Origin of the sequence: Mycobacterium sp. (assembly GCF_032159565.1) — a bacterium.
Classification (GTDB): Bacteria; Actinomycetota; Actinomycetes; order Mycobacteriales; family Mycobacteriaceae; genus Mycobacterium.
Genome location: NZ_JAVHWR010000038.1, coordinates 18,085 through 42,586, shown reverse-complemented (window position 1 = coordinate 42,586; position 24,502 = coordinate 18,085). Strand labels below are relative to the sequence as shown.

The window sequence follows — 24,502 nt, the reverse complement described above, 5'->3', positions numbered from 1 at the left end:
CGTCACCGCATCGCTATGCCGATGTATTTGGTCTCGAGGAACTCGTCGATTCCGACCAAGCCACCTTCGCGGCCCAGACCCGACTGCTTGATGCCGCCGAACGGCGCTGCCGGATTTGACACCACGCCCTGGTTGAGCCCGACCATGCCGCTCTCCAGGGCTTCCGCAACCCGCAATGCACGCCTCAGGTCGTTGGTGAAAACGTAGGAGACAAGGCCGTATTCGGTGTCGTTGGCGGCCGCGACCGCCTCGGCCTCCGTCTCGAAGGCCGTCAGCGGCGCCACCGGACCGAAGATCTCCTGATCGCACATCTCGGCGTCGCGTGGCACACCGGTGAGCACGGTGGGCGGATAGAAGAAGCCATCGCCACCGGGCGCCGATCCCCCGGTGAGGACGGTCGCGCCGCGCCCGACGGCATCGGCGACGAGCGTCTCGACCTTGTTGAGCGCGGCCTTATCGATGAGGGGACCGACGGCGACACCATCGTTGGTGCCACGGCCCACCGACAACGAAGCCATCCGCGCGGCCAGCCGGCGTCCGAATTCATCGATGACCGAGGATTGCACATACATCCTGTTGGCCGCGGTGCACGCCTCCCCCATGTTGCGCATCTTGGCCGCGATCGCACCCTCGACGGCCTCGTCGAGGTCGGCGTCGTCGAACACGATGAACGGCGCGTTCCCGCCGAGTTCCATCGAGGTCCGCAGGACCTTCTCGGCGCACTGTTCCAACAGCAGCCGACCGACCTGGGTGGAGCCGGTGAAGGAGAGTTTCCGGGCCAGGCCCGACCGGATCAGCGGCTCCATGACCGGGCCGGCTTCCGTGACGGTGATGCAGTTGACGACGCCCGCGGGCAGCCCGGCCTCGGCCAGGATGTCCATCAGCGCCAGCATCGACAGCGGTGTCTGAGGAGCGGGCTTGATCACACTGGTGCACCCGGCGGCGATGGCCGGGCCCAGCTTGCGGGTGCCCATCGCCATCGGGAAATTCCACGGCGTGATCAGCAGGCACGGGCCGACGGGTTGGCGCGCGATCAGGAAGCGCGCTCCGCCTGCAGGCGCCGTCTGGTAACCGCCGTCGATGCGCACGGCCTCTTCGGCGAAGTGGCGGAAGAATTCTGCGGCATAGGCGATCTCCCCTCGTGCTTCGGCGACCGGTTTGCCCATCTCCAACGTCATCAACAGCGCAAGGTTGTCGATCCGCTCGTGCAGCAGCTCGTAAGAGCGGGTCAGTATGTTTGCGCGCTCGCGTGGTGAAACCGCCGCGAAGTCCGGCTGGGCGGCGACGGCCGCGTCGAGTGCGGCCCTGCCGTCTGCCGGGGACGCCTCGGCGACCGAACAGAGGGTCCTTCCGGTGGCGGGATCGACGACGTCGAAGGTCCGTCCCTCGGATGCGTCGAGCCACTTGCCGTCGATGAACAGTCGCTTCTCGACGGTCTGGACGACCCTCGCCTCGTCGTGCTCGCTCACCGCTACCCCTTCGCCGTACGCCGGTCCGTCCGATACGCTGATTGTCGACAATCTACCAATCAACAGGCAAGGGAAAGAAGCGTGGCCGCGTCCGCACAGCTCTCACAGGTCCTCAAACAAGCGACCGGCGTCATCGCTGCCCGCGGAGAGGGTGTGCTGCTGTACGACGAAGACGACCGCAGATACCTCGACTTCACCGCGGGCATCGGCGTGACCAGTACCGGGCACTGTCACCCTCGAGTGGTCGAGGCCGCACAACGCCAGGTCGGCACGCTCATCCACGGCCAGTACACCACCGTCATGCACCGCCCGCTGCTGGCGCTCGTTGACCGGCTGGGCGAAGTGCTGCCGCAGGGCTTGGACCGCATCTTCTTCGCGAACTCGGGCAGTGAGGCCGTCGAAGCGGCGCTGCGATTGAGCCGGCAGGCGACCGGACGGCCGAATGTCATCGTCTTCCACGGCGGCTTCCACGGTCGCACGGTGGCGGCCGCTTCACTGACCACGTCCGGAACGAAGTTCCGTTCCGGCTTCTCTCCGTTGATGGCAGGCGTCCACGTCGCACCGTTCCCCGATCCCACCCACTTCGGCTGGCCGGTCGAGCAGGCCACCGATTTCGCGCTCGGCCAGCTCGACTACATCCTGCAGACGCTGACATCGCCCGCCGACACCGCCGCGTTCCTCGTCGAGCCGGTACTCGGCGAGGGCGGCTATGTGCCCGCCAACGACCGGTTCTTCGCCGGACTGCGGGAACGCGCCGACCAGCACGGCATCCTGCTGGTGGTCGACGAGGTGCAGACCGGCTTCGGACGAACCGGAAAGTTCTGGGGCGGTGAGCATTTCAACGCCGAACCCGACGTCCTCATCACCGCCAAGGGCCTTGCCTCCGGATTCCCGCTGTCGGCAATCGCCGCGTCGTCTGAGCTGATGGCCAAGGCATGGCCGGGATCCCAGGGCGGCACGTACGGCGCCAACGCGGTTGCCTGTGCTGCCGCGCTGGCGACCCTCGACGTAATCCGCGATGAAGGGCTCGTCGACAACTCAGCGCAGCGTGGGGCGCAGCTGAAGGAGGCGCTGCAAATGGTGGCCGACAAGCACGACCAGATCGCCGACGTACGCGGCCTCGGGCTGATGATCGGCAACGAGTTCCGTGACGCCGACGGAAAGCCCGATCCGGTCACCGCCGCCGCCGCCCAGCAGGAGGCGGCTCGCCGCGGCCTGCTGTTGCTGACCTGTGGCGCGTGGGGCCAGGTCGTGCGCTTCATCCCGGCACTGGTGGTGACCGGTGATCAGGTCGACGAAGCCGCGAGCATCTGGGCCGACGCCGTCGGCGCCGTCGTCCCGGGGTGAGCCCGAGCCCGCGCGAACGTTCCTCAACCCGCGATAGTTCGCCGAAAATCTGAACCGGTACGGAACGTTCGCGGGAACTTCTCAGACGGCGCCGGGCTGCTTCTCGTATTCCAGCTGCGGCGGCGCCTCCGGGGTGCCAGGCATCTCCGTTCCGTTCATCGGGCAGCGTGTCGTCTCGGGCACCTTGATCAGGGCGATCGCACCGATGACGCACGCGGCCATCATGTAATAGGCGGGCACCAGATTGTCGCCGGTCTTGTTGACGAGCCATTCGTTCACCGCAGGCGCGGTGCCGCCGAAGATCGACGTCGACACGTTGTACGCGATGGCGAATCCGGCGTAGCGCACATGGGTGGGGAACATGGCCGGGAACATGGCCGAAATCGTGGCTAGTTGCGGCACGTACAGCAGGCCGAGGACCGCGAAACCGATCACCGCGCCCACCACGTTGGTGCCCATCAACATGAACATTGGGATGCCTGCGATGAAGAGGCCGATCAACGAGAACCACCACATCGGTTTGCGCCCAACGCGATCCGATAGGCCGCCTGCGATCGGCAGGAACACCATCATCGCGAGCATGCCGATGATCGGCACCAACAATGACATGGTGGCGGACAGGCCTATCGACTGCTCGAGGTAGGTCGGCATATAGCTCAGCAGGGTGTAGTTCACCACGTTGAGTGCGACGACAACGCCGCCCAACCGCAGGATCGGCCCCCAGTAACGGCTGAGCAGATCCTTGAACTGGGTGGCGGTGCGCTCCTCCGTTTCACCGGACTCTGCCAGTTCGCGGAAGATCGGTGTGTCCTCCAGCCGCGACCGCAGGTAGACACCGACCAGGCCGAGAGGGGCTGCAACGAGGAAGGGCAGCCGCCACCCCCAGGTGCTCATCTGATCGTCGTTGAGCACCAACGAGAAACCGAGCATCAGCAGTGCACCGAGCGAGAACCCCGCCAGCGTGCCGAACTCCAGGAAGCTGCCGAAGAATCCGCGCCTGCGGGGCGGAGCGTATTCCGCCATGAAGGTGGCGGCACCGCCGTACTCGCCGCCGGTCGAGAAGCCCTGGATCATGCGCAGCAGCACCATCAGCACCGGCGCCCAGAACCCGATCATCGCGTAGGACGGGATGAGACCAACGCACAGCGTGGCGCCGGACATCATCAGGATCGTGATGGCCAGCACCGACCGACGCCCGATCCGGTCGCCGAGCGGACCCCATACCAGCCCGCCGATAGGCCTGACGAGGAACGACACCGCGAACGTCATCAACGCCAACAACGTGGCGCTCTCGGTGTCCCCGGGGAAAATCGCCGCCGATATGTAGGTGACGCCGTATGCGTAGATCCCGTAGTCGAACCATTCCGTCGCGTTGCCGATGGCCGAGGCCGCGACGGCCTTCTTCAGCACATCGGGCGGTACGTCTTCGGTGCTGACGGTCGAGTGTGGAGGTTGATCAGGGCTGCCCATCGGGAGCCTCCTCGTGTCAATGACACTGTCGGACACTTCCCCGGGCCGGCTCCCACACTCACGACGGGCAGGTTGTGCACGGCCTCGGGGTCAGGTCGTAGTTTTGTTGACAATCCGACACTAGTCAAAGTCGATCATGAACATCAAGAGATGACGACGATGAACTACCCAGCTCAGCTGGACGCCAAACGGGAGCCTGGGGTGCTAGAAGCGGTAGTCGCCCAGCCACAACGCGCTGACGCCGGTCAACGACCGCTCGGCCTGGACGAACACCTCCTTGACCGATCGGCCGAGCAATGCGCCGACGGCCTCGGGCAGCGATGCCGCAGCCGGCTGCGATGAAGGCTTGGGTCGGAGGAAGTCCAGGAACGAAGAGCCGGGGAAGCTGACAATGCGGACGTCGGCGTCTTTCTCGTGACCGGCCAGCACCTTGGCCCGGTCGATCGCGGTCCGCAGGCCGCCGAGTTCGTCGACAAGGCCCCGCTCGAGCGCGTCGGCACCGGTCCACACCCTGCCGCGGGCAACCTCCTCGACATCCTCGAAGCTGAGCTCGCGGCCCGCGGCGACGCGCTCGATGAAGTCCCGATAGCTGAGGTCGGCCTCTGCCTCGATACGAGCGCGCTGCTCATCGGTGAACGGCTTGTCGATCGACCACACGTCTGCGTTGTCGTTGGTGCGCAACGAATCTGAGCTGACACCAAGCCGCTCTTTGAGCTCACGGGCTATCATCTTGCCGGTCAGTACTCCGATGGATCCTGTGATCGTGCCGGCATTGGCGACGATCGCATCGGCGCACATCGAGACGTAGTAGCCGCCGGAGGCGGCCACCGCACCCATCGATGCAACAATCGGCGTGTCGCTGGTTCGAATCCGATTCACTTCCCGCCAAATGGTTTCCGATCCGGTGACAGAGCCGCCGGGGCTGTCGACCCTCAGCACGATTGCCGACACGGAGTCGTCGGCGGCCGCCTCGCGGAGGGCGGCGGCGATGGTATCCCCGCCTGCGCTCGAGTTTCCGAGCGGCAACACCTGGGGGCCGCCGCGGCCACTGACGATCATGCCGTCCACGGTGACGACGGCAATCGTCGGATCGGACTTGCGGCCGGGGATCGACGGCAGCTGCGGACCTGGCCGGCTCGCGCTGGCCTTGGCATAACGCGACAAGTAGAGCCGCGGCGGTGCGTCGGGATCATTATCGGCGTCACCGATATTCGGTGAATTACCCGGTGATCCAACGAGTTCGCCGATACGCGCGTACGCCTCGTCGCGGAACCCGATCCGGTCGATCAGGCGTCCGGCCACAGCCTCGTCGCGCAGCAGCGGTGCCCGATTCGCCATCTCGTCGATGGCGGCCGAATCGATTTGCCTGCACGTCGCGATTGCCCGCCACACCTGATCGTGCAGGCTTTCCAGCAGGCGGTTGTCCGCCTCGCGGTGGGCATCGGTATACCGGGTCTGCGTGAAACGATTCGTGGCGACCTTGTATTCGCCGCGAGTGATGTATTGCGGCTCTACGCCGGCCTTGTCGAGCGCGTCGCGGAGGAACAGCGCGTTGGTCGCGAAGCCGACCAGCCCGACCGTTCCGGACGGCTGCATCCAAATCTCACGGAATGCCGAAGCCAGGTAGTACGACAGCGTGCCGGGATAGGTCTCGGCCCACGCCAGCGACGGCTTGACGTCACTGAAGGCGGCGATCGCGTCCCGCAGTTCCTGAACAGGCCCGGGCGCCGCGGCAGGAATCTGCACCCGCGCGATCAGGCCTGCGACGCGCTTGTCCTCGGCGGCCCGGTGAATTGCCGCAACGGCCTCGCGTAGCACCAGCGGCCTGTTGCCGCTGATGATCGCCATCGGGTTGAAGCCCGTGGTCTCGGGCGGCGCCGTCAGTAGATCGAGCTCGAGCACACAGCCGTGGGGCACACCGTGATGGCGGGCGGTATCCACTTTGCGGGCTAGACCCCGCAGATCGTCGGCGCCGGGGATGCCGGGCAAGAAACTGAACATAATTCGAGCCTACCGAGCAGCGGGCCTCACCAGACGATTCGCTTGCGGTCACTAATGGACAATTGACGACGCCGATAATTCCTGTGTAGAACTGCTCTTCATTGAACCCACCCCGCCGCGCTGAGCGTTACCGCGGCAGAGTCTGAATGAAGATGTCGACCCGGGAGATGCGCCGCTCACCGTCGAATTCGAAAACGAGCACCTCCGGCGTGCGCATCGGGTTGCCTCCGACAGCAACCGTCTCGCTGAGTTCGGCGAAGGCCACCCCGTCGTCGACGTAGGTCACCCGGTGAAGCTGCATCGAGTAGCCCTCGAGCTTGGGCATCGTGTCGGAGATGTAGGCGAGGTAGTCGTCCTTCCCGTCGAACCGATCGCCGTACGGGCCGACGCGGATGATGTCGTCGGCGACGCACTCGCCCACCACATCCCAATCGTGCGAGACGATTGCATCGAGATAGCGCTCCACGATGCCTGCCATCGGCCAATCACACCACGTCTGCATTCGACGCCTAACGTGGTTGTGTGCGGTTCTCGATATCGATCCCTCAGTTGGACTACGACGGCTTCGACGACGCCGGAGTGAAGGACTATCTCGCGCGCGCCGAAGAACTCGGCTTCGAAGGCGGCTGGACGATGGAGCAGGTCGTCGGCGACTCGCCGCAGATCGCACCACTGGCCATGCTCGCCTACGCCGCGGCGTGTACGACCCGCTTGCGCCTCGGGGTAGCGGTGCTCATCACGTCGCTGCATGACCCGCTGCAGCTGGCGTGGGCCATCGCCGCGGTCGACCGCCTGAGCCACGGCCGGCTGGATGTCGGCGTCGGCCATGGCGGCAAACGCAGGCCGTTCGCGGCCTTCGGCGTGCAGAAGGAGACCTTTGTCAGCTATTTCACCGAGGGCATCGAGCTGATGAAGGCGGCATGGTCCGACGAGCCGACGGTGACGTTCCACGGCCGATTCCGCGACGTCGACGGCCTGCCGATCCAACCCAAGCCGGTACAGCGTCCACACCCTCCGCTGTGGATCGGCGGCACCGCGCCGAAGGCTCTTGCGCGCGGCGTACGGATCGCCGACCACTTTCTGGGAGCAGGCTCGTCGACGACCGCGACCTTCGCCGAAGCCGTCAAGATCGTCCGTCGCGAACTCGATATACAAGGCAAAGACGCAACGCGATTCACCATCGCCAAGCGCGTCTATCTGACCGTCGATGACGACGCTCGACGGGCCCGCGAGCGCGTCGTCGCCGGACTGCACCGCATCTACGGAGACATGCCGGGGATCGAGGATGTTCCCGTCTCGGGTACGCCCGACGACGTCGTGCGCGGGGTTCGCGAGGTGATCGACGCGGGCGCGGAGATGGTGCTGCTGAATCCGGTCGGCGCTGCCGTTGCCGAAGACCGCGAGCAGATGGAACGGCTTGCCGCCGAAGTGATCCCGCAACTGCAGTGAAATCGCGAAAGCCCCCGCACGGCTAGCGTGTCGGGGGCTTCTGCGTCTTGTCGGGGGAGTTAGGAGGCCTCGGTCGCCGAACCGCCTGCGGCCGAGATCTTTTCCTTCGCGCTGCCACTGAACTTGTGCGCGGTGACGTTGACCTTCACGGTCAGCTTGCCGTCGCCGAGCACCTTGACCAGCGAGTTCTTCCGGACCGCACCGGCGGCCACCAGTTCGTCGACACCGACGTCGCCGCCCTTGGGGAACAGCCTGTTCAGGTCGCCCACATTGACAACCTCGTAGGAGGTGCGGAACCGGTTGCGGAAGCCCTTGAGCTTCGGCAGCCGCATGTGAATGGGCATCTGGCCACCCTCGAACGTCGCGGGGACGTTCTTGCGGGCCTTGGTACCCTTCGTACCGCGACCGGCGGTCTTGCCCTTGGAGCCCTCGCCGCGGCCCACGCGGGTCTTGGCGGTCTTCGACCCCGGCGCCGGGCGCAGGTCGTGCAGTTTGATCGTCATGATTTAGTCGCCTTCAACCGCTTCTACTTTGATGAGGTGGTGCACCGTGTTGATGAGCCCGCGGGTCTGCGCGTTGTCCTCACGGACGACCGACTGACGGATCTTGCGCAGTCCCAACGAACGCAGGCTTTCCCTCTGCTTCCACCGGGCACCGATCGTGCTGCGTACCTGGGTGATCTTCAGCTCTGCCATGGCTATGCCGATCCTTCGCGTGCGGCGGCGTTGGCGGTTGCGGCCAACGCGTCGGCCTCACGGCGGGCCCTGAGCATGCGGGCAGGCGCCACGTCCTCGATGGGCAGGCCACGGCGGGCCGCGACCTCTTCGGGACGCTGCAGCAGCTTCAGCGCGGCAACGGTGGCGTGCACCACGTTGATCGCGTTGTCACTGCCCAGCGACTTGGCCAGGATGTCGTGCACGCCGGCGCATTCCAGCACCGCACGCGCCGCGCCACCGGCGATCACACCGGTGCCGGGGCTGGCCGGGCGCAGCATGACCACACCAGCGGCCGCCTCACCCTGCACCGGGTGCGTGATGGTGCGGCCGATCAGCGGAACGCGGAAGAAGCCCTTGCGTGCCTCCTCGACGCCCTTGGCGATCGCGGCCGGAACTTCCTTGGCCTTGCCGTAGCCGACACCGACCATGCCGTTGCCGTCGCCGACGATGACCAGCGCGGTGAAGCTGAAGCGCCGCCCCCCCTTGACCACCTTGGAAACGCGGTTGATCGTGACGACACGCTCGAGGTAGTTACTCTTCTCACCGCCGTCGCGGTCGCGACGACCGCCACGATCGTCACGACGGCCCCGGCCCTCGCGGTCACCGCGGGCCGGCCTTCCGTCCGAACTCGAAGGCCCGGCGGCTCCTGCTGCCTGCTCGGCCATTACGCAGTCCTTCCGATTGTTTTGAGGTCATTCGTCATTAGAACTTCAGCCCACCTTCGCGTGCCGCGTCGGCCAGCGCAGCGAGCCGTCCGCCGTAGGTGTAGCCACCCCGGTCGAACACGACGGTCTCGATCCCGGCGGCCTTGGCTCGCTCGGCGATCAGCTGACCGACCCGCGTGCTGTGGGCCTTCTTGTCGCCGTCCACCCCGCGCACATCGGCTTCGATGGACGACGCGGCGGCCAGCGTTGTGCCGTTCAGGTCGTCGACCAGCTGGACGTGGATGTGCCGCGCGGAGCGGTTGACCACCAGGCGCGGCCGCTCGGCCGTCCCCTCGATCTTCTTGCGCAGCCGGGCGTGCCTGCGCAGCCGCGAAGTGCGGCGGGCCGCCGACACGCTCTGCCCGGCCTGCTTCGGTGCGCCTGTTGCTTTCTGGGCTTGAGCCATTGCTACTTACCTGTCTTTCCGACCTTGCGGCGGATCTGCTCACCTTCGTAGCGGATGCCCTTGCCCTTATAGGGGTCGCTCTTCCGCAGACGACGGATGTTGGCCGCAATCTGGCCGACCTTCTGCTTGTCGATACCGGTGATCGAGAACTTCGTCGGTGTCTCCACCGCGAAGGTGACGCCCTCCGGGGCGGTGATCAGCACCGGGTGGCTGTAACCCAGGGCGAATTCGAGGTCGCTGCCTCTGGCCACCACGCGGTAGCCGACGCCGAAGATCTCCATCTTGACGGTGTAACCATCGGTGACGCCGGTGACGAGGTTGGCCACCAGGGTGCGCGACAGCCCGTGCAGTGAGCGGTTGCGCCGCTCGTCGTCGGGCCGGGTCACCACGATGGCGCCGTCGTCATCGCGGGCCACCTTGATCGGCTCGGCGACCGCCAGGTTCAGGCTGCCCTTGGGCCCCGTGACCGAGACGTGCTGGCCGTCGATCGTCACGTCGACTCCGGTGGGTACCGGAACCGGCTGCTTACCAATGCGCGACATGGCTAATCCCCCTCACCAGACATACGCGAGGACTTCGCCGCCCACGCCTTGTCGTGCTGCCTGACGGTCGGTGAGCAGCCCTCCGGACGTGGAGATGATCGCCACGCCGAGGCCGCCGAGCACCCGCGGCAGATTGGTGGATTTCGCGTACACCCGCAGACCGGGCTTCGACACCCGGCGCAGGCCCGCGATGCTTCGCTCGCGGCTGGGGCCGTATTTCAGTTCGACGACCAGCGACTTGCCCACCCGAGCATCCTCGGTGCGGAAATCGGTGATGTAGCCCTCCGCCTTGAGGATCGAGGCGATGTTCGCCTTGATCTTGCTGTGCGGCAGGGACACCTCGTCGTGGTACGCCGAATTGGCGTTGCGCAGACGTGTCAAGAAGTCTGCGATCGGGTCCGTCATGGTCATGACAGCCGGTTCACCTTCCTCGCGGCGGTTCCCAGCCCCAAAGATTTTGGAGTGGGCCTGCCGCAACCTGTTCCGATGTTGTGGTCTATTTCGCTGCTACCAGCTGGACTTCTGCACACCCGGCAGTTCGCCGGCGTGTGCCATTTCGCGCAGGCAGATGCGGCAGAGGCCGAACTTGCGGAAGACCGCATGCGGACGACCGCACCTTTGGCAGCGGGTGTAGCCGCGCACCTTGAACTTGGGCTTCTTATTGGCCTTGTTGACCAGAGCCTTCTTTGCCATCTGTTCAGTTCTCCTTGAACGGAAAGCCGAGGGCCCGCAACAGCGCTCGTCCTTCGTCGTCGTTCGTCGCCGTGGTGACGACGGTGATGTCCATGCCACGGGGCCGGTCGATGGAGTCCACGTCGATCTCGTGGAACACCGATTGCTCGGACAGCCCGAAGGTGTAGTTGCCGCGGCCGTCGAATTGCTTGGGCCCCAGTCCGCGGAAGTCACGGATACGCGGCAGCGCAATCGAGATCAGCCGGTCCAGGAACTCCCACATGCGGTCGCCCCGCAGCGTCACGCGGGCGCCGATCGGCATGCCCTCGCGCAGCTTGAACTGAGCGATCGACTTCGTCGCCTTGCGCACCTCGGGCTTCTGGCCGGTGATCAGCGCCAGATCGTTGACGGCGCCGTTGATCAGCTTGGCGTCACGGGCGGCGTCGCCGACGCCCATGTTCACGACGACCTTCACCACGCCCGGAATCTGCATCACGTTGGCGTAGCTGAATTCCTTCTGCAGCGCTTCGCGAATTTCCTCGCGGTAGCGCTGCTTCAGGCGGGGCAGCGTCTTTTCTGTCTTCTCAGCCGTGGTCATCTCAGATGTCCTTGCCGTTGGTCTTGGCGATGCGGACGTTCTTGCCGCTCTCTTCGTCTTTCCGGTAGCCGATGCGGGTCGGCTTGCCGTCGGAGTCGACCACCATCACGTTGGACACGTGAATCGCCGCTTCCTGGGTGACGATGCCGCCCGAGGACGCACCGCGCTCGGTGCGGGATATCGGGGTGTGCTTCTTGATGCGGTTGACGCCTTCGACGAGGATCTTGTTGCGGGTCGGAAAGGCCTGCAGCACCTTGCCTTTCGCGCCCTTGTCCTTGCCGGAGACGACTAGCACCGTGTCGCCCTTGTGGACCTTCATCTACAACACCTCCGGAGCGAGCGAAACGATTTTCATGAAGCGCTTCTCGCGCAGTTCGCGGCCGACCGGGCCGAAGATGCGCGTGCCGCGCGGATCGTTGTCCGGCTTGATGATGACAGCGGCGTTCTCGTCGAACTTGATGTAGCTGCCATCAGCGCGACGGCGCTCCTTGACGGTGCGCACGATGACGGCCTTGACCACCTCGCCGCGCTTGATGTTGCCGCCGGGGATGGCGTCCTTCACGGTGGCGACGATGATGTCGCCGATGCCGGCATAGCGCCGCGCCGAGCCACCGAGCACACGGATGCACAAGATCTCCTTGGCGCCCGTGTTGTCGGCGACCTTCACCCGCGATTCCTGCTGAATCACTCGATCTCCTCGACCTGGTTTATGTTTGCACGGCAGATACCGACCTGACGTGCGCGGTCTTGCGTCACCGAAGAGCACGCAGGGCCTGCCGGGACGGCTGGCCGAGGTCTGCCCAAGGCAACCAGTGAATTCTAGGCGACGACCGGCGATGCGCCAAATCACCCCTGGTCAGCAGTCACCCCACTCCCCGAACTGGGCCACCTCCCCCTCGCGAGGGGGCGTGTCTGTACACGACACGCCGCAGGAAGTCGTCGTTGCGTGCACGCTCGGCGCCGATCGACGATGCGCGTCTGCCGTCAGGCGATATCAGCCACGCAACGGAATCCGATATGCGTGGTCGCGCTGTCCTGTGACTGCGGCGAGCGTGCAGCCGGCCGGTAGCGGTGGCAGTATTCCGGCGCGCACAGATGTGAGCCCCCCTTGAGCGCCTGGCTGACCGAGGGGTCGCCCTCATCACTCGCCGGACAACATCCATGGGCCGGAGCATCCAGCCGGTGGTGGCCGGCGAATTCCGTCGTCGTCCACTCCCAGACGTTGCCGATCATGTCGGCGAGGCCGTAGCCGTTCGGCGGAAACGTCCCGACCGGCGACGTGCCCGTCCACCCCAGTGCACCGAGATTCCGGTACGGGAACCGGCCCTGCCAGGTGTTGGCCATCAGCCGCCCGTCCGGCGCCGCCTCGGCGCCCCACGCGTACGTCGCACTGCTGCCGCCGCGCGCCGCGTACTCCCATTCGGCCTCGCTCGGCAGGTGGCGCCCCGCCCAGCGCGCGTAAGCGGCCGCGTCGGGATAGGCCACCTGCACGACCGGATGATCGGCAAGGGTTTCGATGCCACTGTCGGGACCGAAGGGATGACGCCAACTGGCGCCGGGTGTCCATTCCCACCACTGCCGCCAGTCCCGCAGATCCACCGGCCCGGACGTCGGCGAGAACACCAGTGCGCCCGGCACCAGATCGGCCGGATTCGCCTCCGGATACAACACCGGATCGATGTCGCGCTCGGCGACGGTGACATGGCCCGTCTCGTCGACGAACTCGGCGAACTGCGCGTTGGTGACCGGATGCCGTTCGATCGCGAACCCGGCCATCTGCACCGTGTGTATCGGCGCCTCTTCCGGATAGAAGCTCGTCGAGCCCATCCGAAACGACCCGCCGGGCACCTCGACGAGCTCAGTGAGCATGACTTCAGGGTATGCCGACGGCGAAGTCCTCGATGAGCACCGTTGATGCTGCTTCGAATCCGTCGGTGGCGGCCGGTGCCTGCACGTGGATGGCGACCAGATAGTTGTTCGAGTTCGTCGGTATGTGTGCAATCCGATCGAGGAACTCGACCGACTGTTGCGGCGTGTCCGACCACGCGCCCATCAGCTTTTGTCCGCTGTACCCGCACAGTTCGGCGGGCAGCACGCTCACGCTGCTGACCGCGGACACGGCCATCACCTTGTCGGCGTATTCCATGAACGCCGCAGCGGGATCGAGCTTCGTCTGCCCGATGGTCACCGTCGCGAACATGCCGTCGGGTCCCTGCATGCGGAGGCCGACGTCACCGGAGCCCGGCCGCACCGACCAGCCGTCGGGGACAGCCACGGTGATCTTGGGAGCGGCCGGATCGGTGACCTGCGCGACGGCCGAGACGGCAGGTTTGACCGGTTCCGGGCAGCTGACGGTGTTCGCCGGAATCGGCGTTTGCGTTGTGACAACGACGCCGGGTGCCGGAGGCCCGGCATCCTCCGTCGGCTTTGTGGGTTGAGGTCGCGCGCTGGTGGACGTCGCGGCATCCTCGCCACGGATCGCCACGCCTTCGTCGGTCCGCACGCACGCCGAGACCAGCACAGCGACCAGAGTCAGCAGGACCCACGTCGCGCGACCGAACCGCTTCACCGGAACATCATCAGTCTTTTGAGAAGGCTTGCGCCAATTCCCGTTCGACGTCCAGGTAGGGCGTGCCCGAGATGTCGACGACGACCTTGGCGATGGTCCCACCGGTAAACGGGTATGGGGCTTTGTAGCTGCTCGACACTGCCTGGCCGGTGTTGCGTCCGACGGCCACGCCGCCGCCCGAAAGGCCGAAGCTCGCGGGGTGGGTGCGCACTCCCGGCATCGTCGCCACCGGGGCACCGTCGACGTAGAGCGAGACGTCGCCCAGCGGCGTATGACTGCCTTCAACCGTGCCGGTGCGGTCATAGCGCACACCGAAGACATGATCGCCCAACGGCAGCGGGTCAGGCGCGGACAACTTCTGCTCGTCCTCCCCCATGAAGTTGTAGATGTAGTGCAACCGGCCGTCCTGGACGAACAACACGTGGCCGCCGTGCCCCGCGCCCTGCTTGTAGAGCACTCCCTCCGCGCCGGGCGTGTCGACGGTGACCTCGGCCAGCACGGAGAACGACTGGCCTCGCAGCTCCGGTGCCGCGCCGAGGCCGACGTCGGAGTTGTCCGGGTAGTACGTGAAGTTCTTCCGGTCGGCGACGAGATACGGCCGAAAGCGCGTCATCGTCTCGAAGATGTTGAGATCGGCCAGCGGAAGCCCGTTGTACTTCGCGGCCTCGTCGAACCAGAGCTTCTTCATCTCGTCGAGTTTGTCCGGTTCGTCGGCGGCGAGGTCATGACACTGACTGCGGTCCGCCTCGATGTTGTACAGCTCCCACCGGTCCTGCTCGAAGTGAGACCAGCCCGCCGGGGTGGCGGCGTGAACGGTGTTGGCGAACCAGCCCTTGTGCCAGATGCCCCGGGTGCCGAGCATCGTGTAGAACTGGGTGTCTTTGCCGGTCTCGACGGACGGATTGTCCAGGGCGGCTTTGAAACTCACGCCGTCGAGCGGCTTCTGTGCGATACCGCCGACTTCTGCGGGCGGGGTGATACCGAGCAGGTCGTAAACTGTCGGGGTGATGTCGCAGACGTTGACGTAATTGTCGCGTACCTCGCCGTGCGCCTTGATTCCGTTGGGCCAGCTGACGATTGCGGTGTCGGCGATGCCGCCCTCATGCGAGGCGTAGCGCTTGAACAGCTTGTAGGGCGTGTTGAACGCCATCGCCCAGCCGATCGGATAGTGGTTGTAGGTCTCCGGTCCGCCGAGGTGGTCGATGTAGGCCATGCCGTCCTCGGCCGTGTCGATGTAGCCGTTGAAGAACTTCACCTCGTTGACCGACCCGTTCGGGCCGCCCTCACCGCTGGCGCCGTTGTCGGAGATCACCACGATGATCGTGTCGTCCAATTGCCCGGACTCCTCGAGATAGTCCAGGACGCGCCCGATCTGGGCGTCGGTGTAGGACAGGAATCCGGCGAACACCTCTGCCATCCGGCTGAAGAGGCGCTTCTCCTCGTCGTTGAGTCCCTCCCACGGCCGCACCGTGTCCTGATATGGCCACGCTTCTCCATTGGGACCCTTGACGTCGAGATACGGGTTGACAGGCGACAATTCGGTGTCGGGCGGCACGATGCCGAGCTTCTTCTGGTTCTCGAGCACGATCTCGCGGTAGCGCTCGTAACCCATGTCGAACTTGCCTGCGTACTTGTCCGCCCACTCCTTGAAGACGTGGTGTGGGGCATGCCCGGCACCGGGACAGACATAGCTGAACCACGGCTTGTCGGGGGCGATCACCTTGGCGTCGCGGATGAACTCGATTGTCTTGTCGGCGAGGTCCTTCGACAGGTGATAGCCCTCTTCCGGCGTCGCCGGCGGTGCGACCTGATGGTTGTCGTATACCAGGTCCGGGTACCACTGGTCGGTCTCGCCGCCCATGAAGCCGTAGAACCTCTCGAACCCGCGAGACAGCGGCCAATGACGCCGGGTGGCAGCGAGATTCGACTCTTCCAACGGTGTCAGATGCCATTTGCCGACGCAGTAGGTGTTGTAGCCCCGCTCGTTCAACACCTCTGACAGCAGCGCGGTGTCCGCCGGGATGCGGCCGTTACAGTTGGGGAACCCGTCGGTGAACTCCTCGATGGTGGCCATGCCGACGGTGGTGGCGTTGCGTCCGGTCAGCAGCGAGGCGCGCGTCGGCGAGCACAGCGCAGTGGTGTGGAACTGCGAGAGCCGCACACCGCGTTCAGCGATGCGGCTCATCGTCGGCATCTCCACCAGGCCACCGAAGCAATCCCAGGTCGCGATGCCGGTGTCGTCCCACACGAGATAGAGGATGTTGGGCGAGCCTTCGGGTGCGGTGGGTGCGGCGTAGGGCCCCCAGTCCGGCTCGGAATCGCGGATGTCCAGCTCGATTTTGCCGTTGAATTCGGTTGCCATGGCACAGCCTCGTCCCGGTAGGTGCGTCGCCGCGTGGTCCCCAACCGCCCGGAGAGTACACCGGTTGCATATTGGGTTGCTGAGAAATTGACGGCGGTGGCAGTACCAGGCACGAGACGATTGGCCGGCGCCGATCAGGGGTAACGATAGGTTGTCTGGCTTGTGACTGCGCGGTGGCGGAGGGCGGCAAAGCGTGCGTGAAGAATCCGGCGGTGGAAGGATGCCGAGCGTGGCGACAAGCAAACCGCAGACGATCTCCTACCCGGGGCCGGGCGCGCGCGCACGCCGTAACGACGACTTCGCGGTCGATCCGCACGTCGTCGTGTTGTTCGGCGCGACCGGTGACCTTGCGAGACGGAAATTGATTCCCGGGCTCGCCTATCTCGGCCAGTCCGAACTCGCACCCAACATCGAGATCGTCGCGACGTCGCTGGAGGAGATTTCCCGAGACGAGTTCCTCGAAGTCGCCAAAGAGGCAATCGACGACTTCGGAACGCACAAGCTCACCGAGGAACAGTGGGCCCGGTTCGCCGAGAGGGTCACCTACGTCCCTCAGAGCACGGGTCCCGAGGCACTTGCAGCCGCCGTCGAGGAAGCCGAGGAAAAGCTGGGGCCGGACGTCCGCCGTCTCCACTATCTGTCGGTACCGCCGAAAGCCGCCCGCGCGGTCATCACCATGCTGCGTGACGCGAAGCTGGTGGAGCGATCGCGGGTCGTCATGGAGAAGCCGTTCGGCACCGACTTGGAGAGCGCCGTCGAACTCAACGACTTCGTCCACGAGACGTTTGACGAAAGTCAGATCTTCCGCATCGACCACTTTCTCGGCAAGGAGGCCGCGCAGAACATCCTGGCCTTCAGGTTCGCCAACGGTCTGTTCGAGCCGATCTGGAACCGCAACTTCATCGACCATATCCAGATCGACATCCCGGAGACCCTGGGGCTGGACGAACGGGCCAACTTCTACGAGAGCACCGGCGCCTACAAGGACATGGTGGTCACCCACCTTTTCCAGGTGATGGCGTTCGTCGTGATGGAGCCGCCGACGGCACTCGAACCCCGCGCCATCAGCGAAGAGAAGAACAAGGTGTTCCGCTCGATGTTGCCTGTCGACCCGGCCAAAGTTGTCCGAGGGCAGTACGTGGGGTACCGCAAGAATAAAGGTGTCGCCCGCGATTCCGATACCGAGACGTTCATCGCGCTCAAGGTGGGTATCGACAACTGGCGTTGGGCCGGGGTACCGATCTACCTCCGCACGGGAAAGCGTATGGCCGAGGGCATTCGCGTCATCTCCATTGCGTTCAAAGAGGCGCCGCGGTCCATGTTCCCGTCGGGCTCGGGCGTCGGTTCCCAAGGCCCCGACCACCTCACCTTCGATCTCGCCGACAACTCCAAGGTGTCGCTGTCCTTCTACGGCAAGCGCCCAGGACCCGGGATGAAGCTCGACAAGCTCTCGATGCAGTTCTCGACTCAAGAGACCGACACCATGAACGACGTGCTCGAGGCCTACGAGCGCCTGATCCTCGACGCGATGCGCGGCGATCACACACTGTTCACCACCGCGGAGGGCATCGAGTCGCTGTGGGAGCGTTCGGAGAGCCTGCTGTCCGACCCGCCGGCGGTCAAGTCGTACCCGCAGGGCACGTGGGGGCCCAACGCGATTCACCAGCTGATCGCGCCCAACGCATGGCGGCTGCCGTTCGAGCGGGCCTGGCGCGAAGCCAGACACGACGACTGCTAATACTCCTGCAGGCTTTCCCGCAAAGTCGTTCCGGGATAGCGCGTCCGGTACCGTCCGCGCCGCTGAAGTTCGGGCACCAGCAGCTCGGTCACGTCGTTGAAGCAGCCGGGCGTATCGGTGGCAAGCAACATGAAGCCGTTGCAGCCGCCGTCGTCGAGGTACTGCTCCATCTGGTCGGCGACGTCCAAGGGTGTGCCAACCGCGACCGGCGCGCCCATCGAGACTCCATAGATCTGCGCGGCCTCACGGACGGTCACCGGTGCGCCGTCCTTGGCCTCCAGGATGGCGTCGAACAGACCGCGGATACCCTGCACGTCCGCATCGACGACGTTGTCGTCTAGGCCGAGTGTGGAGAAGTCGAATCCCGTATGGCCAGAAAGGATTCCCAGTGCGCTCTCGATCTGCACCTTCTCGACGAACTCGGCGTACTTGTCGTTCGCGCGGGATTTGTCCCGATCGATGATGGTCTGCAGACCGTAGATCAGCTTCACCGAATCGGGATCGCGTCCGTGGTCGTCGGCTCGGGTGCGGATGTCGTCGGCATAGGCCCGCATGCTCTTGGGGGTAGGGAAGATGCCGAACACGGATTCCGCGTGTTTGGAGGCGAAATCGCGGCCCTGATCCGAGGAGCCGGCCTGCCACAGCACCGGCCGCTTCTGCGGTGACGGTGCGACGAAGTGGCGCCCCTTCGACTTGAAGAACTCGCCTTGGAAGTCGACTTCGCGCACCTTCGAGGGATCGGCGAAGATCCCATTCTCGCGGTCGTAGACGATCGCGTCGTCATCCCAGGAGTCCCACAGCTGGTACAGCAGTTGCATGTACTCCTCGACCACTTCGTAACGCTTGTCCCGAGGCGTGAGGTTGTCCTTGCCCATCGCCTGGAACTCGCTCTTGGAGTACGACGTCACAATGTTCCAGCCGACCCGGCCGTTGGTCAGGTGGTCGAGCGAGGACAGGTGGCGGGCCATCATGTACGGCGGCACAAACGATGTCGACAGCGTGATGCCGATCCCGAGGTGTTTGGTGAACGCCCCGATGATCGGCACCAGAGTTGCGGGCTCGTGCACCGGACACTGTCCGGCATACTTCACGACCGGATCCGAGTTGCCCTTATAGGTGGTGTACGGGGCCAACTCGTCGGCGATGAACATCGCGTCGAACAGGCCACGCTCCATGATCCCGCCGAGATCGCGCCAATACTCCGGCCGCGACCAGTGATAGCCGACCTTGTCGCGCGGATGCGCCCACATCGTCGACGCGTGGTTCATCACACCGTGCTGAACGAAACCCAGAAGGTGCGCCTTTTTCTTGGTCACGCGGCGGTCCCGGTGCGGTCGCCACGCAGCTCGAGAACGAAGGCAACGATTACCGCCGCTGCTGTACCGAGTCCGCTCAACGCGAGCACGTACCAGAACACGCCGCTGTAGGAAGCGATGACCAGTAAGACGAACGACGTCAGGACGGCCAAGGTCGCCTTCCATGTGAAGCCGGGCACAAGGGCGATCTCGGAGGAGTCTGTCTCTTCCCCCAGAACCACACTGTTGCCTGCCACCAACTCTCGCCGGATCCGGAGAAAGCTGAGGGCGCCGACGATCAGATAGAGGACGGCGAGAACCAAGCCGATGGTTGCGCCGATGTAAAAGATGACCACGAGAGTGCCTTTCTACTGTTCTGGGTATTACTGCTGTCCGGCGGGCTCGCTGCGTGCGTCGTCGGCATCGAGTGCCTCGGGCGTCGCGGCTTGTTTCTTCGGCGCCGCACCGTTTCCACGTTCCAGAAGCGCCGCCTTGCCTTCCGCCAAGCTGCCGAAGTCGAACTGGGTGTCGGCGCGCAGGCTGACGACCACCGAGACGATTGCCGACGCAGCGATCAACCCGATGATTCCGAAGAGCGGTCCGTACGTGGGCCCGAGCGTCTCGCGCAGAGGACCACCGACGACTATGCCCGCGAGCACACCCGCGACGTACCCTGTTCCGGTCATCCGCGACCAGAAGATGCTGAGCGTCACCGGAATCAGAAGGCTTGTGCCGTAGAAGTACACCGTCGTAACGAGATTCACGTAGTCGATACCTGTCAGCACCACACCACCGGCGACTACGGCCGCGACGATCATGCTGGTCTTGGTGATGGTGAGCAGCTTGCGCTCAGACACCTGAGGCCAGTAGCGATGGACGATGTCGACAGCGACCAGCGAGGTCACGCCGGACAGTGCCCCGTCGATGGCCGCGAAGCACGCGTTGACGACCACAAGGGTGTAAAGGGCGATGATGAATATCGGCAGGCCGAGGCTGGCGATGACGTGTGGGCCGATCGCACCTGCCCCCAGCGAACCCAGCTGTTCGGGCGTCACGCCGTAGGCGACACCGATGAAGCCAAGCAGGCCCAGCGCCAGAGGAATCGGGTAGAACCACACGCCTGCCCACAGGAAGCTGCGGCCGAGATCCTTGGGCCTGATTGCCCATACGCGCTGCCAGAATGACTGGTCGGCAATGACATTCGTGAGTAGTCCGAGAGCCAACGCGAGGCCGAAGCTCGCGGCGGTGACCGGGTTGAAGGGGTTCAGGTGCTGGTCACCGAGAGCGTGGACCTCATTGAACACCAGTTCTGCGCCGCCCGCCTTGGCCAAGGCGTAGAGCACGACCACCGAGGACCCGACACCGAGAAGGAGAGTGTTCAAGGTTCCGGTCACGGCGGATGTGGTCAGCCCACCGAAGTAGGAATACACGGTGACGACGATGATGCCGGTGATGACGATGCTGACCGGGGTGAGGCCGAAGATCTTGTTCATGACCAGTACCAGTCCGGCGAGGTTGATCATGATGACGCCGAGCAGAGCACCGATCAGAAAGATCAGCGTCGCCACACTGCTGATTCCGTTCCGGAACCGTGCGCGAATGAACTCCGCGAGGGTATAGCCGGAAGGCATCTTCTGGCGAAGTTTGAGGGCGAACGGCACCATGATGATCACGGCGAGCCCGTTGGGCACGATGAACCAGACCAGTCCTGAAGTGCCCCAGGTGTAGGCCTGCGCGGACGACAGCATCACCGCCATCGACCACGTCCACACCGAGATGAGCGACGCGACACCGAATCCGAAGCCGAGAAGCCGCCCGGAGATCACGAAGTTGTGCGTCGTCTTGACGGCTCCCTTGACGGCAAGGGCGATGAGCAGCAGCACGATTCCCGGGCCGAAGAGAAGCGCATATCCCAATGCGCCTGATTGCTGGATGAATTCGAGGTTGGGCATGATCGGTCTCCTTGGTACGAGTGAGGAAGTGGGTTGGTTCCGGGTCTACTTGTCGTGTTCGCCTGCTGCTCCTTCGAGGACCAGGACGGCCGCGCGGCGGCGTCGCAATTCGTCAAGCGGCTCGTCGTACCACCCTTTGGAGCGGCGCAGCATCAGCAGTTCGGCAAGCTCGGTCTCGGTGCGCATGAACGGCACAGTGGGAATCACCGGCGGCTTGAAGTTGCGACGGAAGGCGTTCACGACCGTCTCGAGTGTCGGGACGTCGGCGGCCGCCCTCGCGTCGGCCAGTGCAGTGTCGCAGACCTGCGAGATCGGAACGCCGGTGAGTGCCGTCGTATCGATGTACTCGCCTGACAGTTCGGCGAATCGGAGGACTGCGACCCGGTCTTCGATGCGCGCCTCGATCCACAGGAAGTCCGCCTCTTCGAGGACGTTGACTTCACGGCTGCGTCGCCAATCGAGCAGAAGCGCGAGTGCCGAATCGAGTGTCGAGAGCTGTGCCAGGCGATCGGTCCACTCGTGGCGCAACGCCTGGTTTCCGAACGGCGGGTATTCGGTCCGCGGCGTTGCACCCGCGGAGGCGTTGCTATTTCGCGTCATGACTGGTCTTCTCCGGTCTCGAGAAACCGTTCGATATGGATGCGGTCACGGGCCACTCCGTCGGCTGCGAGGAGTTCCTCGGCGGCGCTGGCCATCCCCGATGGCCCGCAGAGGTAATAAGACTTAGCGGGGTCGTCGGCGCCGAGGTGATCGGTCACTCGCCCGACGGCACCCGACCAGGACGATGTCGGGCGCTCAACGGTGATCACCACGTCGAGATTCGGCAGGACACGCCTCAGCTCGGAGAGCTCGTCTACGCCGAACAGTTCGGCTTCGGTACCAACGCCGAAAACCACCCCTGCCTCGGTGTCGGGCGCGGTCTGCGCCAACGACCGCAGAATCGCGAGGATCGGCGCGACGCCCGTCCCGCCGGCGATGAACACCGGTTTCGGATCGCCGCGAAAGATGAACTGACCGTGAGGTCCTCGCACCCGGACCGGCTCACCCTTCGCCAGCCCGGCGGCGACATGACCGGAGAACTTGCCATCCGCCAGTAGTCGGATCAAGAACTCCAGTTGACGGCTTCCGTCTGCGGGTTTTGACATCGAGTAGGCGCGGGTGACCCCGAGCGCAGGCAAAGTGACCTGAACGTATTGGCCGGGATCCCAATCGAGTGGATCCTGAGCCGCGTTGGTGCGAACGACGATCCGGGCGACGGTTTCCGACAGGCGCTCGGCCTCCACGATCTGCCCGGTTCGCGTGCCCTCCTCGTAACGCCCGACGCGGTCGGCTGGGTAGTCGAAGTCGATCTCCAGGTCGCTCGCCGGCTGAAGGCGGCAGGCGAGGATCAGGCCGTCGTCCTCCTCGGCTTCGGTGAGGGCGTGGGGGCTGTGGGTGAGCAACTGGTCATAGTCGCCGTCCACCAGGAACCCGCGGCACGTGGAACAACTGCCCTCGCGGCAGTCGCTCAGGAGTAGGTACCCCTGTCTCAGAGCGGCAGTGATGACGTCCTCGTCACCTCGGCAGGCGATGTCGACGCGGTCGGCTCCCTCGAATGTCAGCGCGACCTTGTACTCGGTCATCGGGGCACCTCGCGCTCCCAGCCGATGAGATCGGTGGTGATGGCGAATATCTCGCCGTTCACATAGGCCCGGCCGATCGTGGTGGAAACGTTCACCAAGAGGTCGTAGACGGAGAAGGGCCGGCCAAGGAGTTCCGCTATCTCCTCGGCGTCGATCTCGAAACCTTCGAGGCAGTCGATCCGGTAGTAGGTTCCGCTGTCCTGGATCGTGAAACTCGGCTCGTCGGCGTACCGTTCGGCGAGCCACTCCACGGTCGCCTCGATCTCATCGGCCTTGGTGAGGGTCAGCACCACGCGACGGCTCTCGACCACGCCGTTCTCACTGAACAGGTTGGCGCGCGACTGCTGCGCGTCCACCCGCGAGATACGTCGGTCCACGTCCGCCTGGTGTGAGTTCTGGGCGGTGACAGGGATTTCCGTCATCCCAAGCCTCCGCGGGATAGGCGGTTGTCATAGAGACGGAGAAGGCTTTCCGTCGTGAAGTCCGATCCCCATATGGGAGCGACGTCGCGGACCCAGTCGTTCGCCAGTTCTCCGAAGAGCTGTCGAGGCGTTTCCGTCTGGCTCTTTCGCAACAGCTCTGTCGACGCGAACAGCGCCGAGATGTCTGCGATCGCGTCGACTGCGCGAGGCAGCCATCGATGGGACCACCACGCCATCAGTTGGTGGTTGTAGGTGCCGAATTCGGCATCCGCGCCGAGGATCCGGTCGAAAAGTTCACGCGTCCAGGTGTTGGCGGCTTCGGCGGAGCGTAGTGACGGCCAAAGAATCTGTTGGGTTAGGTGGTCACCGTGCAGCGGCGCAAGCCGGTAGAAGTACTCCTGGCGAACAAAGCGTCCGAAGAGCGGTTCATAGATCAACGCGAGGGCGAAGACTACTTCGATGTGGTCATAGCCGTCGCGCCAGAGATGCTCGACGAATCCTCTGGCGCCTGCGAACGCCGGATCGTTGAGCCATCGCTGCTTCGCCGGATCCAGCAGGGCGAGCGACTCGGAGACGACCTGGCCCAGGAATACCTTCTCGGCCTGGATCTGCTGGGCGCTGTCAAGGTAATCCAACGCCCAGTTGACGATCGCCACCCGCAGGGTGTCGACGAGGCTGTCACGCACCGGAGAGGTCAGCGCCATGAAGAGTCCGTAGTCATGCAGCACGAGTGCACCAAGCTGCTCACCGATGACGGTTTCTATCCAGGTGGAGTCGGCGCCCCGGTGCAGGGCGTGGCTGGAGAAGGTGGAGAACAGCCGGCCGGTGGTGCGCCACTGATCGGCCTTCTCGGCGACATACGGCCTCTGCCAGCGACCCTCAGGATCCCTGAAGGCGAACCAGTCGGTGCATCGGGCTTCGGTGAAGTAGTTCTCCCACGCGCCCCGTCCACCGGGAAATCGAGTGGTCCACCCTCCTACGCCGATGCCGCCACGGATCCAGTCGGGGTTGGGCTGGGCGTAGAGCAGCACCTGCTCGTATTCCGAGATTCTTCTGCGGTACGGGTTGGCGAAATGAACGGCGGTGCGCTGAGTTTCGAGCGGTTCACGCTCTTGGTCGTGCTCCGGGTTCAGCAGACTTCGACGGTAGGAAGTGGACACGTCGGTGT

General features: G+C 64.7%; 27 protein-coding genes. 3 read left to right on the top strand and 24 right to left on the bottom strand.

Annotated elements, in window-relative coordinates; genetic code table 11:
- Positions 1–2 precede the first annotated feature (2 nt).
- Complete coding sequence (locus QOC76_RS04985) at positions 3–1,469, bottom strand: NAD-dependent succinate-semialdehyde dehydrogenase (protein ID WP_526354803.1); 1,467 nt, start codon at positions 1,467–1,469, stop codon at positions 3–5.
- Between the two features lie 81 nt (positions 1,470–1,550).
- On the opposite strand from QOC76_RS04985, the gene QOC76_RS04980 reads away from it, so the two are divergent.
- A complete protein-coding gene (locus QOC76_RS04980) occupies positions 1,551–2,816 on the top strand; it encodes a class-III pyridoxal-phosphate-dependent aminotransferase (RefSeq protein WP_526354801.1) in 1,266 nt (421 codons plus the stop codon).
- Between the two features lie 81 nt (positions 2,817–2,897).
- Here QOC76_RS04980 and QOC76_RS04975 read toward each other — a convergent pair whose 3' ends face one another.
- The 3 genes from QOC76_RS04975 to QOC76_RS04965 all read right to left on the bottom strand — a co-directional run bounded on the left by QOC76_RS04975 (position 2,898) and on the right by QOC76_RS04965 (position 6,765).
- Positions 2,898–4,286 carry an MFS transporter gene (locus QOC76_RS04975; protein ID WP_526354799.1) on the bottom strand — a complete coding sequence of 463 codons (1,389 nt, stop codon included), beginning with the start codon at positions 4,284–4,286 and terminating at the stop codon, positions 2,898–2,900.
- A gap of 204 nt (positions 4,287–4,490) precedes the next feature.
- Complete coding sequence (gene sppA / locus QOC76_RS04970; RefSeq protein WP_526354797.1) at positions 4,491–6,287, bottom strand: signal peptide peptidase SppA; 1,797 nt, start codon at positions 6,285–6,287, stop codon at positions 4,491–4,493.
- A 127-nt stretch (positions 6,288–6,414) separates the two neighbouring features.
- Positions 6,415–6,765, bottom strand: a complete 351-nt coding sequence (locus QOC76_RS04965) for a nuclear transport factor 2 family protein (protein ID WP_526354795.1) — start codon at positions 6,763–6,765, stop codon at positions 6,415–6,417.
- A gap of 44 nt (positions 6,766–6,809) precedes the next feature.
- On the opposite strand from QOC76_RS04965, the gene QOC76_RS04960 reads away from it, so the two are divergent.
- Positions 6,810–7,736, top strand: coding sequence for an LLM class flavin-dependent oxidoreductase (locus tag QOC76_RS04960; protein ID WP_526354793.1), 927 nt, complete (start codon positions 6,810–6,812; stop codon positions 7,734–7,736).
- A gap of 59 nt (positions 7,737–7,795) precedes the next feature.
- Here QOC76_RS04960 and rplO read toward each other — a convergent pair whose 3' ends face one another.
- From rplO to QOC76_RS04895, 13 genes are all read right to left on the bottom strand, one after another.
- Complete coding sequence (rplO, locus tag QOC76_RS04955; RefSeq protein WP_526354791.1) at positions 7,796–8,239, bottom strand: 50S ribosomal protein L15; 444 nt, start codon at positions 8,237–8,239, stop codon at positions 7,796–7,798.
- A gap of 3 nt (positions 8,240–8,242) precedes the next feature.
- The gene (gene rpmD / locus QOC76_RS04950; protein ID WP_526354789.1) at positions 8,243–8,431 is read right to left on the bottom strand and encodes a 50S ribosomal protein L30; all 189 of its coding nucleotides are present in this window, start codon (positions 8,429–8,431) and stop codon (positions 8,243–8,245) included.
- Positions 8,432–8,433: 2 nt separating this feature from the next.
- Positions 8,434–9,117: a 30S ribosomal protein S5 gene (gene rpsE, locus QOC76_RS04945; protein WP_526354787.1), complete on the bottom strand. Its 684-nt coding sequence runs from the start codon at positions 9,115–9,117 to the stop codon at positions 8,434–8,436.
- Between the two features lie 37 nt (positions 9,118–9,154).
- Positions 9,155–9,562 carry a 50S ribosomal protein L18 gene (gene rplR / locus QOC76_RS04940; protein ID WP_526354785.1) on the bottom strand — a complete coding sequence of 136 codons (408 nt, stop codon included), beginning with the start codon at positions 9,560–9,562 and terminating at the stop codon, positions 9,155–9,157.
- A 2-nt stretch (positions 9,563–9,564) separates the two neighbouring features.
- A complete protein-coding gene (rplF, locus tag QOC76_RS04935) occupies positions 9,565–10,104 on the bottom strand; it encodes a 50S ribosomal protein L6 (protein WP_526354783.1) in 540 nt (179 codons plus the stop codon).
- Between the two features lie 12 nt (positions 10,105–10,116).
- On the bottom strand, positions 10,117–10,515 hold the full coding sequence (rpsH, locus tag QOC76_RS04930) for a 30S ribosomal protein S8 (RefSeq protein ID WP_526354781.1): 399 nt from the start codon (positions 10,513–10,515) through the stop codon (positions 10,117–10,119).
- Between the two features lie 96 nt (positions 10,516–10,611).
- Positions 10,612–10,797 (bottom strand): type Z 30S ribosomal protein S14, encoded by a 186-nt coding sequence (locus QOC76_RS04925; protein WP_011558444.1) that lies wholly within the window; start codon positions 10,795–10,797, stop codon positions 10,612–10,614.
- A gap of 4 nt (positions 10,798–10,801) precedes the next feature.
- Positions 10,802–11,374 (bottom strand): 50S ribosomal protein L5, encoded by a 573-nt coding sequence (gene rplE / locus QOC76_RS04920; RefSeq protein WP_526354778.1) that lies wholly within the window; start codon positions 11,372–11,374, stop codon positions 10,802–10,804.
- Position 11,375: 1 nt separating this feature from the next.
- Positions 11,376–11,693: a 50S ribosomal protein L24 gene (gene rplX, locus QOC76_RS04915; RefSeq protein WP_526354776.1), complete on the bottom strand. Its 318-nt coding sequence runs from the start codon at positions 11,691–11,693 to the stop codon at positions 11,376–11,378.
- Positions 11,694–12,062, bottom strand: a complete 369-nt coding sequence (rplN, locus tag QOC76_RS04910; protein WP_526354774.1) for a 50S ribosomal protein L14 — start codon at positions 12,060–12,062, stop codon at positions 11,694–11,696.
- A 296-nt stretch (positions 12,063–12,358) separates the two neighbouring features.
- Complete coding sequence (locus tag QOC76_RS04905) at positions 12,359–13,243, bottom strand: formylglycine-generating enzyme family protein (protein ID WP_526354772.1); 885 nt, start codon at positions 13,241–13,243, stop codon at positions 12,359–12,361.
- A 4-nt stretch (positions 13,244–13,247) separates the two neighbouring features.
- On the bottom strand, positions 13,248–13,943 hold the full coding sequence (locus tag QOC76_RS04900) for a hypothetical protein (RefSeq protein ID WP_526354770.1): 696 nt from the start codon (positions 13,941–13,943) through the stop codon (positions 13,248–13,250).
- Between the two features lie 10 nt (positions 13,944–13,953).
- Entirely contained in the window at positions 13,954–16,305 is a 2,352-nt protein-coding gene (locus tag QOC76_RS04895) for an arylsulfatase (RefSeq protein WP_526354768.1), read from the bottom strand.
- A gap of 229 nt (positions 16,306–16,534) precedes the next feature.
- Between QOC76_RS04895 and zwf the strand changes: the two genes are divergently transcribed.
- The gene (gene zwf / locus QOC76_RS04890; protein ID WP_526354766.1) at positions 16,535–18,043 is read left to right on the top strand and encodes a glucose-6-phosphate dehydrogenase; all 1,509 of its coding nucleotides are present in this window, start codon (positions 16,535–16,537) and stop codon (positions 18,041–18,043) included.
- Here the strand turns inward: zwf and QOC76_RS04885 are convergent.
- The 7 genes from QOC76_RS04885 to QOC76_RS04855 are packed head-to-tail and all read right to left on the bottom strand — an operon-like array spanning position 18,040 to position 24,494.
- Positions 18,040–19,359: an LLM class flavin-dependent oxidoreductase gene (locus QOC76_RS04885; RefSeq protein ID WP_526354764.1), complete on the bottom strand. Its 1,320-nt coding sequence runs from the start codon at positions 19,357–19,359 to the stop codon at positions 18,040–18,042. The two genes, zwf and QOC76_RS04885, sit on opposite strands and share 4 nt — an antisense overlap.
- Positions 19,356–19,694, bottom strand: coding sequence for a hypothetical protein (locus tag QOC76_RS04880; RefSeq protein WP_526354762.1), 339 nt, complete (start codon positions 19,692–19,694; stop codon positions 19,356–19,358). Before QOC76_RS04880 ends, QOC76_RS04885 begins: the two co-directional genes overlap by 4 nt.
- Positions 19,695–19,721: 27 nt before the next feature.
- Complete coding sequence (locus tag QOC76_RS04875; RefSeq protein WP_526354760.1) at positions 19,722–21,290, bottom strand: sodium:solute symporter family protein; 1,569 nt, start codon at positions 21,288–21,290, stop codon at positions 19,722–19,724.
- 45 nt (positions 21,291–21,335) lie between these two features.
- Complete coding sequence (locus tag QOC76_RS04870) at positions 21,336–21,890, bottom strand: methane monooxygenase (protein WP_526354758.1); 555 nt, start codon at positions 21,888–21,890, stop codon at positions 21,336–21,338.
- The gene (locus QOC76_RS04865; protein WP_526354756.1) at positions 21,887–22,912 is read right to left on the bottom strand and encodes an FAD-binding oxidoreductase; all 1,026 of its coding nucleotides are present in this window, start codon (positions 22,910–22,912) and stop codon (positions 21,887–21,889) included. Before QOC76_RS04865 ends, QOC76_RS04870 begins: the two co-directional genes overlap by 4 nt.
- Positions 22,909–23,334 carry an MmoB/DmpM family protein gene (locus QOC76_RS04860; protein ID WP_526354754.1) on the bottom strand — a complete coding sequence of 142 codons (426 nt, stop codon included), beginning with the start codon at positions 23,332–23,334 and terminating at the stop codon, positions 22,909–22,911. Before QOC76_RS04860 ends, QOC76_RS04865 begins: the two co-directional genes overlap by 4 nt.
- Complete coding sequence (locus QOC76_RS04855; protein WP_526354752.1) at positions 23,331–24,494, bottom strand: ferritin family protein; 1,164 nt, start codon at positions 24,492–24,494, stop codon at positions 23,331–23,333. Before QOC76_RS04855 ends, QOC76_RS04860 begins: the two co-directional genes overlap by 4 nt.
- Positions 24,495–24,502 lie beyond the last annotated feature (8 nt).

What these genes read in the sequence shown, in the direction of transcription:
- QOC76_RS04975 (WP_526354799.1), bottom strand. Translation starts at nt 4,286, where the DNA reads ATGGGCAGCCCTGATCAACCTCCACACTCGACCGTCAGCACCGAAGAC.
- sppA (WP_526354797.1), bottom strand. Translation starts at nt 6,287, where the DNA reads ATGTTCAGTTTCTTGCCCGGCATCCCCGGCGCCGACGATCTGCGGGGT.
- QOC76_RS04965 (WP_526354795.1), bottom strand. Translation starts at nt 6,765, where the DNA reads ATGGCAGGCATCGTGGAGCGCTATCTCGATGCAATCGTCTCGCACGAT.
- rplO (WP_526354791.1), bottom strand. Translation starts at nt 8,239, where the DNA reads ATGACGATCAAACTGCACGACCTGCGCCCGGCGCCGGGGTCGAAGACC.
- rpmD (WP_526354789.1), bottom strand. Translation starts at nt 8,431, where the DNA reads ATGGCAGAGCTGAAGATCACCCAGGTACGCAGCACGATCGGTGCCCGG.
- rpsE (WP_526354787.1), bottom strand. Translation starts at nt 9,117, where the DNA reads ATGGCCGAGCAGGCAGCAGGAGCCGCCGGGCCTTCGAGTTCGGACGGA.
- rplR (WP_526354785.1), bottom strand. Translation starts at nt 9,562, where the DNA reads ATGGCTCAAGCCCAGAAAGCAACAGGCGCACCGAAGCAGGCCGGGCAG.
- rplF (WP_526354783.1), bottom strand. Translation starts at nt 10,104, where the DNA reads ATGTCGCGCATTGGTAAGCAGCCGGTTCCGGTACCCACCGGAGTCGAC.
- rpsH (WP_526354781.1), bottom strand. Translation starts at nt 10,515, where the DNA reads ATGACCATGACGGACCCGATCGCAGACTTCTTGACACGTCTGCGCAAC.
- QOC76_RS04925 (WP_011558444.1), bottom strand. Translation starts at nt 10,797, where the DNA reads ATGGCAAAGAAGGCTCTGGTCAACAAGGCCAATAAGAAGCCCAAGTTC.
- rplE (WP_526354778.1), bottom strand. Translation starts at nt 11,374, where the DNA reads ATGACCACGGCTGAGAAGACAGAAAAGACGCTGCCCCGCCTGAAGCAG.
- rplX (WP_526354776.1), bottom strand. Translation starts at nt 11,693, where the DNA reads ATGAAGGTCCACAAGGGCGACACGGTGCTAGTCGTCTCCGGCAAGGAC.
- QOC76_RS04905 (WP_526354772.1), bottom strand. Translation starts at nt 13,243, where the DNA reads ATGCTCACTGAGCTCGTCGAGGTGCCCGGCGGGTCGTTTCGGATGGGC.
- QOC76_RS04895 (WP_526354768.1), bottom strand. Translation starts at nt 16,305, where the DNA reads ATGGCAACCGAATTCAACGGCAAAATCGAGCTGGACATCCGCGATTCC.
- QOC76_RS04875 (WP_526354760.1), bottom strand. Translation starts at nt 21,290, where the DNA reads ATGCCCAACCTCGAATTCATCCAGCAATCAGGCGCATTGGGATATGCG.
- QOC76_RS04870 (WP_526354758.1), bottom strand. Translation starts at nt 21,890, where the DNA reads ATGACGCGAAATAGCAACGCCTCCGCGGGTGCAACGCCGCGGACCGAA.
- QOC76_RS04865 (WP_526354756.1), bottom strand. Translation starts at nt 22,912, where the DNA reads ATGACCGAGTACAAGGTCGCGCTGACATTCGAGGGAGCCGACCGCGTC.
- QOC76_RS04860 (WP_526354754.1), bottom strand. Translation starts at nt 23,334, where the DNA reads ATGACGGAAATCCCTGTCACCGCCCAGAACTCACACCAGGCGGACGTG.